General features: G+C 72.3%; 10 protein-coding genes. 7 read left to right on the top strand and 3 right to left on the bottom strand.

Going from position 1 to position 11,267, the window contains the following annotated elements:
* Positions 1-219 precede the first annotated feature (219 nt).
* From AC2CJA_RS18100 to AC2CJA_RS18090, 3 genes are all read right to left on the bottom strand, one after another.
* Positions 220-1,431: a Cmx/CmrA family chloramphenicol efflux MFS transporter gene (locus tag AC2CJA_RS18100; RefSeq protein WP_484603738.1), complete on the bottom strand. Its 1,212-nt coding sequence runs from the start codon at positions 1,429-1,431 to the stop codon at positions 220-222.
* 657 nt (positions 1,432-2,088) lie between these two features.
* The gene (locus AC2CJA_RS18095) at positions 2,089-2,895 is read right to left on the bottom strand and encodes a TauD/TfdA family dioxygenase (protein ID WP_484603737.1); all 807 of its coding nucleotides are present in this window, start codon (positions 2,893-2,895) and stop codon (positions 2,089-2,091) included.
* A gap of 4 nt (positions 2,896-2,899) precedes the next feature.
* Positions 2,900-4,075: an MFS transporter gene (locus AC2CJA_RS18090; RefSeq protein WP_484603739.1), complete on the bottom strand. Its 1,176-nt coding sequence runs from the start codon at positions 4,073-4,075 to the stop codon at positions 2,900-2,902.
* 320 nt (positions 4,076-4,395) lie between these two features.
* Here AC2CJA_RS18090 and AC2CJA_RS18085 point away from each other — a divergent pair, with 320 nt between their 5' ends.
* The 7 genes from AC2CJA_RS18085 (at position 4,396) to AC2CJA_RS18055 (ending at position 10,969) form a co-directional block, all read left to right on the top strand.
* Positions 4,396-5,406, top strand: a complete 1,011-nt coding sequence (locus AC2CJA_RS18085; protein ID WP_484603736.1) for an ABC transporter substrate-binding protein — start codon at positions 4,396-4,398, stop codon at positions 5,404-5,406.
* Positions 5,396-6,523, top strand: coding sequence for a FecCD family ABC transporter permease (locus AC2CJA_RS18080; RefSeq protein ID WP_484603735.1), 1,128 nt, complete (start codon positions 5,396-5,398; stop codon positions 6,521-6,523). Before AC2CJA_RS18085 ends, AC2CJA_RS18080 begins: the two co-directional genes overlap by 11 nt.
* Entirely contained in the window at positions 6,520-7,329 is an 810-nt protein-coding gene (locus tag AC2CJA_RS18075) for an ABC transporter ATP-binding protein (RefSeq protein WP_484603734.1), read from the top strand. The genes AC2CJA_RS18080 and AC2CJA_RS18075 overlap by 4 nt, the downstream gene beginning before the upstream one ends.
* A 95-nt stretch (positions 7,330-7,424) precedes the next feature.
* Entirely contained in the window at positions 7,425-8,162 is a 738-nt protein-coding gene (locus tag AC2CJA_RS18070) for a class I SAM-dependent methyltransferase (protein ID WP_484603733.1), read from the top strand.
* A complete protein-coding gene (locus AC2CJA_RS18065; RefSeq protein ID WP_484603732.1) occupies positions 8,159-8,995 on the top strand; it encodes a Rossmann-like domain-containing protein in 837 nt (278 codons plus the stop codon). Before AC2CJA_RS18070 ends, AC2CJA_RS18065 begins: the two co-directional genes overlap by 4 nt.
* The gene (locus AC2CJA_RS18060; protein WP_484603731.1) at positions 8,992-10,035 is read left to right on the top strand and encodes a GHMP family kinase ATP-binding protein; all 1,044 of its coding nucleotides are present in this window, start codon (positions 8,992-8,994) and stop codon (positions 10,033-10,035) included. The genes AC2CJA_RS18065 and AC2CJA_RS18060 overlap by 4 nt, the downstream gene beginning before the upstream one ends.
* Entirely contained in the window at positions 9,956-10,969 is a 1,014-nt protein-coding gene (locus AC2CJA_RS18055) for a pyridoxal-phosphate dependent enzyme (protein ID WP_484603730.1), read from the top strand. The genes AC2CJA_RS18060 and AC2CJA_RS18055 overlap by 80 nt, the downstream gene beginning before the upstream one ends.
* Positions 10,970-11,267 lie beyond the last annotated feature (298 nt).

Below are 11,267 nucleotides of genomic sequence, written 5' to 3'. Positions count from 1 at the left end.
CTGGTGTAAGACCTCAACGGAGTACTCCGGGCGGGCAGTCGGTGATGAAGCAGAAAACCCCACGGCGCGAGCCGTAGGAATCCCCCTCCTTCAGGAGGGGGAGGAAGTCAAAGCACGACCCTCCCGTTACCCGCTTGAGCTCCGCCGCCGCGCGGTGCGCATACGGCCGGTGGCCGGTCCCCACGAGGAGGACGGGCCACCGGGCACGGAGAGCGGCGGTCAGGAACCGGCCCGCACCGGGCGCTCGGTCGGACGGTTCTCCGTGGCGCTGTTGTCGCTCTTGCCGCCGGTGATGCCGGTGGCCCGGGCCGCGCCCGCCAGGGCCAGGGCAGCGGCGACGAGCACGGCACTCACCACCGGCGGCGAGCGGTAGCCGAAGTCGGCGCCCAGGACGAGGCCGCCCAGGGCGGGTCCGGCAGCTGCGCCGACGTTCATCGCGGCGGTGGCGAAGCCACCGGCCAGCGTGGGGGCGTCCGATGCCGTGTAGAGGGCCTGCGCGATCAGCGTGGAGCCCACGCCGAACGAGAGCGCCCCCTGGACGAAGGCGAGGATCAGCGCCACGGCCGGGTTCGCGGCCATGAGGGCGAAGAGCAGCCAGCCCGCCAGCAGCACCGCACCACCGACCGCCAGCACCTGGCCGGGACGGCTGTCCGCCAGCCGGCCGCCCACGTTGACCCCGACGAAGGACCCGATGCCGAACACCGCCAGCGTGGCAGGCACCCACCCGGAGCCCAGATCCGCCACATTGGTGATGACGGGCGCGAGGTACGTGAACGAGCAGAACGTCGCCCCGTTGATCAGCGCCCCGAGCATGAGCGTCGTGATCACCCGGGGCGTGCGGAACGCCCGCAGCTCGTGGCGGACGCTGGGGGCCGCGGGGTCGACGGGCGTCGCCGGCACGGACCGCAGCACCGCGAAGACCGCGGGGGTGCAGACGATCGCGACACCCCAGAAGGTCGAGCGCCAGCCCCAGATCTCGCCCAGTACGGCGCCGAGGGGGACACCCGCGACCAAGGCGAGGGTGACCCCGCTCAGGAGCACCGAGGTCGCCCGGCCCTTGGCCTGGGGTCCTGCCATGCTCGCCGCGGTCGCGAGGCCGACGGCGAGGAAGCCCGCGTTGGCCAGTGCGGCGATCACCCGAGTGACGAAGAGGACCTCGAAGCTGTGGGTGAGGGCGCCCACGACGTGGGCCAGGAGGAAGGTGACGAGGAAGGCGAGCAGCGCCCGGCGGCGCGGCCATCGCAGGCTCAGCATCGCGACCAGCGGTGCACCGACGATCATGCCGACGGCGAAGGCCGAGGTGAGCGAGCCGACGGCCGGGAGGGACACGCCCAAGTCGGCGGCCATGTCCTCCACCAGCCCGGACAGCATGAACTCCGACGTTCCCTGAGCGAATACGGCCAGCCCGAGAACGTAGATGGCGAATGGCATGAAGAAGCTCCAACTACATCGCAGAAAGGGGAGACGCGACGCATGGACGGAAGGCCACGCAGTCGCGTGGGAGACGTCCCGGAGAGAGCTCCGGGCGTGATCCCGCGATGCGGTTGATCCGTGGCGGATGCGCGACGCACTGCCCGGCGACGGGGCCGGAGGAAGCAGGGTCGTCAGAGGCTTACGCGATCAGCCACCGGATCACCGGTGGCCCGCTTCTTTCCGCCTCAGGACTCGACACGCCTCTCAACATAGCAACGCCCGGATCGGGGTGTCCAACACATTCGACACCTCCGGCGCCCCGGCCCTCCGCTGTCCCCGACCGGGTACGGCGCATCGCCGCGTGCCCGTCGAACCGTACAGAAGGAATGTTCATGACGACCCGGCAACGGGAGACCCGAGGCCGCCAGGGCCGACACCCTCCGCTGGATCGAAGCCGAGTACAACCGCACCCGACTTCGCAAGCACCCCGGGTACGGGTACGTCACCCCGCCCGAAACGAGGACCTTGCTCCAGCGAGACCTCACCCCGCGGCGTAACCACCCGCTGTCCGGACACCGGGGGGAACTTCAGCCCCCCGCGTCACGGTGTCCCGGCCGGCCCGAACCCCCGCGCGAGTGGTGTCCCGGGCCGTCCCGGCCCGTGGGGCCGGGGAGTTCAGCGGGCGTCGGCACTGCGCAGGGTGAGGATGCGGACGCTGCGGTCGCCCTCGTGGGCGTCACGGCCGTGCCAGCAGCGGTAGTTGTCCAGGACGAGGATGTCCCCCTCGTCGAGCCGGAACCGCGGAAGTGCCGATTCCAGTGCGTGCACGGCGTCCTCGAAGCGGTTGAGCATGGCGCGTACGTGGTCGGTGTCGGGATCCCGGTGCAGTGGGGCGGCCCCGTCGGTACGGCGGACGATACGTCTGCCGGTGCGGGTGTACTCGACGTGGCGGCCGACCCGTGGGGTGGAGGGCAGGCCGCGCAGTCCGGCCCATGCCCCGTAGAGATCGACGTCGGCACCGGTGAGGAACTCCCACAGTGAGGGATCGGTGGCCTGGAGCCCGTCCACGAAGCGGTAGGCGTCGACGGCGAACGAGTCTCCTCCGGCCGGTGCGGAACGCAGGCACTGCACCAGGACGTAGTCCTCGTCGGGATCACGGCGCCGGTGGCGGACGCCTCCGGTGTCGACCTGGAGGTCGAAGCTGTCGGCGTGCAGATGGACGGGCCCCGACGAGTCGCCGGAGGTGCGCAGCCGGTGGGGGAAGAGTTCGCGCAGGCGGCCGCCGAGCATGAGGGCGGCCGCCATGACGAGGGCGTCGGCGGTGGCCCGGGAGCCGGTGAGGACGACCGCGCCGTGTTCTGCGAGCAGTTCGCGGGCCCGGTCCGCGTGTTCGATGCCGACCCGGGAGGGGACGAGACCGGGGCTCCGGGGGTCCGCCTCCTGCGCGGGTACCGGTTGGCGTGTCGGGATGCGGTCGGTCATGTCCTCAGGTTCGCAGATCGCTTCGGCTCCGGGAGAAGTGGCGGGCGGTGGGTGCCGCCGCCGCCGCGGCCGGCGCGAGGAAGCAGACCAGGGCGCAGACGGCGAGTACCGGCCGGGGGCCGAAGGCGTCGATGGCCGGGGCTATGAGAGCCAGGCCGACCGGGGCGAGACCGTAGGAGAGCAGGAAGTCCAGTGAGGAGACCCGGGCGAGTTTCTCCGGTTCGACCTCGCGCTGGATCGCGGTGAACCACGGCACGTTGAACAGCTCGATCCCGACTCCCGCGACGGCGTAGGCGGCGATCACGACGGCGGGGTGCACCGGCAGCGTCAGGCTCAGCGGGGCGAAGCCGTATGCGGCCAGACCCGCCAGGGCGGTCCAGCCCGGGGAGCTCGAGCGCCAGCGGGCGATGAGTACGGCCCCGGCCAGAGCGCCCACGGTGTAGGCGGTCATCGCCGCGGCGAGTACGACCTCGGTCCCGTACCGGTCGCGGCTGACCAGGGGGAGCGCGACGCCGGTGGCGGAGTAGCCGGTGGCTATGACGGCGGTCAGGGCCGCGAGGCCGGCCACGAACCAGGGGTGCCTGCGCGCCTCGCGCATCCCGTCGGCGAACTCCCCGAGGAAGGAGGCGCGCGGGCCCGCGGGGCCCGGCGCGCCCGCGCCGGGCCCGGGGACGAGGGCCGCGACCAGCCAGAGCAGGCCGATTCCCAGCAGCAGCGCCCAGATGTCGAGGAGGAGTGCGAGCAGGGCGGTCAGCGCGGGGCCGACCAGGGTGGTCCCGCGGACCGCCAGTGTCATGGCGGCGTTGGCCTGCTGTCTGCGCTCGATGTCGACGACCTCGGCGGTCAGCGCCTGGAAGGCCGGCCGGCAGGCCCCCTGCCCCGCCCCGGCCAGCGCGGCCGCCGCGGCCATCAGCGGAAGCGAGCGTCCCAGCCCGGCGGCCATCAGTGGCGCCGCCACGGCCGCGGCGAGCCCGGCCCACAGTACGACCCCCCGGCGGGAGTACCGGTCGGCCAGGACACCGCTGACCGGGACCGCGGCGAGGAATCCCGCCGTTCGGGTGGCCAGGACCAGTCCGAGGCCCGCGGGGGTGAGCGACCGGTCGAGTACCGCGAGCCCGAGCACGAACGGCAGGGCCCAGGTGGCCAGACCTGATGCCGTGGTGCCGGCCCATAGTCTCAGGAACCCGGTGTCGAGCAGGACGCTCTTACGGGGCGGCGGACCGGTCTGGGAGGTCGCCTGTGCGGACGAGGTCGCCACGGTGTGCTGCTCCTGTCATCGTGAATGCGGGCTTGTCGCGGGCTTGTCGCGGGCTTCTGTGAAGCTCGTTCATGCCGTTGCCGGGGCTGCCGCGTGGTCGGCGGGCAGCCCGAGGGAAGAGCGCGCGAACTGACGCCGCTCCAGTACTACCCTAATGAAAATGATTACCGGTAGGCTACCCGTCGGCCAATCGCGCTCACATGATCCACATCGGCGCCCGCACGTCCCACACCGGAGGATTCATGCGTCAGCTCGTCCGCTCGGGGGCCGCCCTCACCCTCGTCCTCGCCGTCGGCTGTTCGGCCGCGGGAGGCGAATCGTCCACGCGGAACGAGGCCGGGGAGCGGACGGTTGTCACCAGTTGCGGCCGGGAACTCTCCTTCGCCAGGCCGCCGGAACGGGCCGTCACCCTCGACCAGTCCTCCACCGAGACCCTGCTGGAGCTCGGGCTCGCGGACCGTATGGCCGGCACCTCCTATGCGAAGACGGAGGTCGCGCGCGAGTACCGGGACGCCTACGAGAAGGTCCCGGTACTCAGTCCCGACATCCTGACGGGTGAGCAGTTGCGCGCGGCCGCACCGGACGTGGTGGTGTCCTCCTTCGGCGACCTGTACTCCAGGGACCGGGTCGGCACACGCGAGGAGCTGGAGGCGGTCGGCCTTCCCTCGTACGTCAGCGCGGTGGACTGTCCGGAGCGGGCCGGCCCGGACACGACGGTCTTCGACCTGCTGCTGGAGGACTACGAGAACCTGGGCAGGATCTTCGGCGTCGAGGACCGCGCCGCGGAGCTCTCCGAGCGGCAGCGTGCCGCGGTCGCGGAGGCGGAGGCCGCCGCGGCCGGAGGCGACGCCGCGGCGGGACCCACGGTCGTGTGGCTGTACTCCGTCTACAACGGCATACCCTACGTGGCCGGCCGGGGCGGCATGCCCAGCGAGATGAGCAGGCTCGTGGGCGCGAGGAACGCCTTCGACGACATCGACGAGGACTGGCCGGAGGTCTCCTGGGAGGCGATCGCCGACCGCGATCCCGACGTCATAGTCGTCGGCGACCTGTCCGAACGCGGCGCGCCGGGCGACAGCGCCGACGAGAAGCGCGCGATGATGCGCGAGGACCCGGTGGTCTCGAAACTGACCGCGGTGCGTGAGGACCACCTCATCGAGGTGCCCGGTATCGAGATGGACCCCTCGGTACGCACCGTGAACACCCTGCGGCTGCTGGTCGAGGGCATGAGGGAACTGGGCCATGTCGGCTAGACCGGCCGCCCGGCCGGACCCGGTGGACCTGCTGCACCCCTCCGCGCGCCCGGTGGCGCGGGTGGTCTCCGCCGGCGCGCCGGGCCGCGGCGAAGGGCCCGGTACGCCGGCGCTTCCCCGGGTGATGGCGTTCCTCGGCGGTGTGGCGGTGCTGGTGGCGTCGGTGGCCGCCTCGGTGCGGATAGGCACCGCCGAGGTGGGCTACACCGACCTGGTGGCGGTGGTGGGCTCCCGTCTGGGCCTGGGCGTCGAGCCGCTGCCTCCCCTGGTCGACTCGCTCGTGTGGGACCTGCGCGTACCCCGTGTCCTGATGGCCGCGCTGGTCGGGGCCTCACTGGCGGTGTGCGGCGCCGTGCTGCAGGCGCTGACGCGCAACGCGCTGGCCGAGCCGTATCTGCTGGGCGTGTCCTCGGGGGCCTCGACCGGCGCCGTGACGGTGATCGTCCTCGGGGTCGGCGCCGGTGTGCTGGGAGTGGCCGGCGGAGCTTTCGCCGGGGCGGTACTGTCCTTCGCCCTGCTGATGGTCCTGCTGCGGCGCAGTGGCATGCACTCGGTCAGGATCGTTCTGACGGGCGTGGTGGTGGGACAGCTGTTCACCGCGGTGACCTCGCTGATCCTGATGGCGTCCGGTGACGCCGAGACCACACGGGCCGTCACGCACTGGCTGCTCGGTTCGATGGCTCCCTCCCGCTGGGACTCGGTGGCCGTCTGCGCGGCCGTCACAGCGGTCGGCCTGGGCGTGGTCTGGTCGCGTTCGACGGCTCTGGACGGGTTCTCCTTCGGGGCCGATACCGCCGCCTCGCTCGGCATCGACGTGCGGACGACACGGCGCGTGCTGCTGGTGACGACGGCGGTCCTGACCGCGGCGGCGGTCGCCTCGGTGGGGGCGATCGGCTTCGTCGGGCTGATCGTGCCGCACGGGGTCCGGTTCGTCGTCGGACCGCCGCACCGGGCGCTGCTGCCGTTCTCGGCCCTGGCGGGCGCGGTCTTCCTGGTGTGGACCGACGCGCTCGCCCGTACGGCCTTCGAGCCGCGGGAGGTCCCGGTCGGGGTGTTCACCGCCCTGCTCGGCGTCCCGCTGTTCCTGCTGATCCTGCGCAGGCGGGGTGAGCTGTGAGGATCGCCGCGGAGGGGGTGAGCTGGTCGGTGGCGGGCACCACCGTCGTCGACGGTGTGTGCCTGGAGATCGCACCGGGCGAGACGGCCGGGCTGATCGGCCCCAACGGCTCGGGGAAGTCGTCCCTGCTGCGCTGCCTGGCGGGGGTGCGCGCCCCCTCGTCGGGTGTCGTCCGCTACGACGGGGAGTCGATCCGGGGCTGGCCCTCGCTCCGGATCGCCCGGCACGTCGCCTTCGTCGAGCAGATCGCCGACACCGACAGCGAACTGCGGGTGGCCGACGTGGTGGGACTGGGACGCATACCCTTCCGGGACCGCTGGCGAGGTCCGAGCGCCGCCGACCGGGCCGTCGTCTCCGCCGCGCTCGCCCGGGTCGGGCTCGCGGACCTGGCCGCCCGGTCGTGGAAGTCGCTGTCCGGCGGGGAGCGGCAGCGCGCACACCTCGCTCGGGCCCTGGCCCAGCAGCCCTACGGTCTTCTGCTCGACGAGCCGACCAATCATCTCGACGTGAAGCACCAGTTGGCCCTGCTGGAGCTGCTGGCGGAGACCGACCAGACGGTGGTGGTCGCCCTGCACGACCTGTCACTGGCCGCCCGTTTCTGTGACCGGTTGCTGTTGATGCACCAAGGGCGCCTGGTCGCCGCCGGACCTCCCAAGGACGTCCTGAGCCCGGAGCGCCTGGCGGAGGTCTTCGGGGTCGACGCGGAGGCCGGCCCCGACGGCCTGGGCAACCTCACGGTCGCCTACCGCGGCGTCACGCGGCACGCGGACGGCGGCTCCTCCCGTCCGTTCCCCGGGTCCGTCTGATATCCGGCACCGGCTTTTGACTGATGGTCACTCACGCATCATCATTGAATATGATTATCATTATAATCAACTTCCTCATGTGAGAAGGAGACCCAGTGGACACCACAGCCAGCGGGCCCGACCTGCTGAAGCAGCTGCCGCCCCCTCTGCCCGCCGAGCAGATCGTCGCGCTCAACCAGCCCAAGGCCGACCTGCACACCACGCGCGACTACGAGTGGAACGGGTGGACCTTCGAGGTGCCACCGGGCGTCTTCCTGCCGGGCTGGACCAGCCGGATGATCCACGAACGGTTGCTGGACGGCCGGATCGAGGTGCGCGGCCGCCGGTACGGGGCCATGGGAGCCGGACTCGGCGTCGAGGCCGTGGCCGCCGGGGTACGCGGGGCCCGGGAGATCTACGCGATCGACGTCCACCCCGAGAGCGTGGCCGCCACCGCCCGCCACTACGAGCGTCTGGTGGGCCGGCGCGAGGGAACCGCCCTCATACCCGTGGTGGGGGACGTGTTCAGTGGTCTGCCCGAAGGAGTCCGGCTGGACGTCGTCACCTTCAACCCGCCCGCGGTCAGCCAGACCGTCAGCGACGACCCCGACATCGTGCGCAACGTCTGCGTGGGCGCGCCCCTGCTGGCGAAGTTCTTCACGCAGATCAACGAGAGGGATCTGCTGGCCCCCGGCGGGGAGGTGTTCGTCATCGTCTCCAACACCGCCGACCTGCACACCATCATCCAGCACGCGCTGGACCAGGGGTTCACTCCGGAGATCGACCACCTGCACGACTGGCAGGACGGCGTCCTCACCTTCCTTTTCCGGCTGACCCGCGGGGGCCGGGCATGAGTACGCGGCCCTCCACCACCCGTCCCGGCACCGTCGACGACCTGCTGACCGCCGTTCTGGCGGGCGAGCAGGGGCCGTACCCTTCGGACCTGACGGCCACGAGCGTGTTCTGGATCCACCACGGGACCCGGCTCGCCGGAGGTGACACCACCTACCTCAACCAGTACGTCCTGGTGCGCCTGGGAAGCTCCTTCGGTGCCTGCGCCTTCGAGGCCGGCGAGATCGATCCTGCGATCTGCCGGGACGCCTCGGGCAGCCCGCTGGAGGCGCTGCTGCGTGATGCGCACCGCCCGCTGCGCATCGCCGCCCTCGACGCCTACCTCGCCGAGGCCCGGCCCCACCGGCAGGCGGTACACGCCGAACCGGTGACGCTGCCGGCCGGTCCCCCCGAGGTGCGGGCCAGAGCCCGGGACGCGGCCATCGCCGGACTGCTGGACATCGAGGACGGCGCCAAGGTCGCGCTGATCGGCGTCGTCAACCCCCTGATCGCGGCGATCCGCGAACGCGGCGGCGATCCGCTGCCGTGCGACCTCAACCTGCGCACGACGCAGTGGGGCGATCCGGTGACCGATGACATGGAGGAGGTGCTCGCCGCCGCCGACGCCGTGGTCGCCACCGGCATGACGCTCAGCAACGGGACCTTCGACACGATTCTGGCGCGCTGCCGCGACCGGGGGGTGCCGCTCGTCGTCTACGCCCAGACCGGCAGCGCGGTGGCACGGGCCTTCCTGGGGGCCGGGGTGACCGCGCTGTCCGCCGAGCCCTTCCCCTTCTCACAGTTCAGCGCCGACCCCACCGCCCTGTACCGCTACCGGGCGAAGAGCGGCTCGTGACGGTGGCCGCCACACGGGCCGTGTCCGGTGCCGGCACCGCTGGTACCGGTACCGGACACGCCCCCTGCCACCACGGCGAAATACTGCAGGGCGTCTTCCTCGACTCCCGCGGGCGGCGCTGCTCCGGCCTGGTCACCCTGCCCATGGCCGGCCTGGGTACGCGAGCGGAGTTCACCCGCCGCCCGGGTACCGCGCCCGGGGACATCTCGGTGACCCCGGACGACCGCACCAAGGCCCTGCGCGCGGCGGTCCTCGCCGTACGGGAGTGCGCCGCGCTACTGCGGGAACCGGTGTGCGGCGGGGAGCTGCGTCTGAGCGGCGACATTCCCGTGGGTCTGGGAATGGGTTCCTCCAGCAGCGACGTCACCGCCGCCGTGCGCGCGGTCGCGGACTCCTTCGGTCTGCGGCTGCCGCCCGAGGCGATCGCGCGTCTTTCGGTGCGGGCCGAGCAGGCGTCCGACCCACTGATGCTCGACGGCCGGCCACTGCTGTTCGCCCAGCGGGAGGGACGCGTGCTGGAGGTGCTCGGCGACGCGCTGCCTCCCGTGGTCGTCGTGGGCTGCGCCCTGGGCGGCGGCAGACCGGTGGACACCCTCTCCCTCCCGGCGCAGACGTACGGCGACGAGGACCTGCGCGCCTACGAACGTCTGCGGTCCCTGCTGCGGCGGGCGGTCGGCGAGGCGGACCCCGCGCTCCTGGGCCGGGTCGCCACCGCCAGCGCCCGACGCGCCCAGCACATCCTCCGGCACCAGGAGTTCGGCGCCCTCGCGGAGATCACCGAACACGTCGGGGCCGTGGGCCTGCAGATCGCCCACAGCGGCAATGTGGCCGGAGTGCTCTTCGACCCCGCCTCCCCCGGCCTGGAGCGCCGGCTGCGGCGCTGCGCGGAGGCGCTCGAGGACGGCGGTATCCCGGTCACCCGTACCTTCACGACCTTCACCACCAGCGAGGAGTTCATGAATGGACGAGCACATAGCGGAAGCGGTAGGCCGACCGGACCTGATACGTCTGGACGACGGACTCGTCTGTCTGCGTTTTGAGACCATGAAGGTCGTCTCCGCCCTTGCGGCGGTACGGCACCTGCTCGAAACCGGCGTCGTGCGGCGCGGCGACACCCTCCTGGACAGCTCCAGCGGCATCTACGCCTACGCCCTGGCCCTCGCCTGCCACCGCTACGGCATGCGCTGTCACATCGTCGGCTCCACGACCGTCGACCACGTGCTGCGCACCCAACTCGCCGTACTGGGGGCCCACCTGGAGCAGATGGGTCCGAGCGACGACCTGAAGCTCGACCAGAAGCGCAGGGTGGAGCGCATCCAGGAGATCCTGCGCGAGCGCCCCGACTACCACTGGATGCGCCAGTACCACGACGACATCCACTACCTCGGCTACCGGGCCGTGGCCGAACAGGTCGGGCGGGAGACCGGCACCGACAGCCTCACCGTCGTCGGCGGAGTGGGGTCGGGGGCCTCCACCGGGGCTCTCGCCCGGTACCTGCGGGAGAGATCACCCGGCGTCCGGCTCGTCGGTGTCCAGCCCTTCGGCAGCGTCACCTTCAGCAGCGAGCACGTCGCCGACCCGGAGATCATCATCGCCGGGATCGGCAGTTCCATCCCCTTCGCGAACGTCACGCACACCCTGTACGACACCATCCACTGGGTCGCCTTCGACGCCGCTCTCGCGGGCAGTATCGACCTGCTGCGCCGGCACGCGGTCTTCGCCGGCCTGTCCACCGGGGCCGGCTACCTGGCCGCCCGCTGGGAGAGGGACCGCGCCCCGGGGGGGACCGTCCTGTTCATCGCCGCGGACACCGGCCACCGGTACGCGGACTCGGTTTTCGCCCGGCACCGGGAGGCGCCGCGCGTCGAGGACCTCGCCCCCCGCACCGTGACGACGGTGGACGACCTCGCTCTTCCCTGGTCACGTATGGACTGGAACCGTTCGCCCGCCCCCGCGACCGCCGCCGTGCGGTAACCGGGGCCGCCCGCGGCCGGGGCTACCGGTGCACACGGCCTCGCCGCCCGCACGACGCCCGTGCCGACGCGCCCGCCCGACCTCGGGACGGGCGGCCTCCGCCCGTCCCACACCCGTTCCACCGCACACACCCCTCCGCGGACGGCGCGGTCCTCCCGCCGTCCGCGGTCACACTCGCCCCCGTTCCGGCCGACCGCCCCGCCGTGTGCGACGACGCACCGGTCGGCCGCGGTGGGGGGGGCGCCCCCCCCGGGGGCGCGGGGGGGGGGGGGGCGGCCGCGCGGCGCGGCGGCCGCGG

It is taken from the genome of Streptomyces sp. ATLC9 (assembly GCF_057196705.1).
Note: the sequence above shows the minus strand (reverse complement) of the source record. Positions and strands in the feature narration are given on the sequence as shown.

Bases quoted from the DNA above. Each gene is read 5' to 3' on its own strand.
- AC2CJA_RS18100 (WP_484603738.1), bottom strand. From the start codon at position 1,431: ATGCCATTCGCCATCTACGTTCTCGGGCTGGCCGTATTCGCTCAGGGA.
- AC2CJA_RS18095 (WP_484603737.1), bottom strand. From the start codon at position 2,895: ATGACCGACCGCATCCCGACACGCCAACCGGTACCCGCGCAGGAGGCG.
- AC2CJA_RS18085 (WP_484603736.1), top strand. From the start codon at position 4,396: ATGCGTCAGCTCGTCCGCTCGGGGGCCGCCCTCACCCTCGTCCTCGCC.
- AC2CJA_RS18080 (WP_484603735.1), top strand. From the start codon at position 5,396: ATGTCGGCTAGACCGGCCGCCCGGCCGGACCCGGTGGACCTGCTGCAC.
- AC2CJA_RS18065 (WP_484603732.1), top strand. From the start codon at position 8,159: ATGAGTACGCGGCCCTCCACCACCCGTCCCGGCACCGTCGACGACCTG.
- AC2CJA_RS18055 (WP_484603730.1), top strand. From the start codon at position 9,956: ATGGACGAGCACATAGCGGAAGCGGTAGGCCGACCGGACCTGATACGT.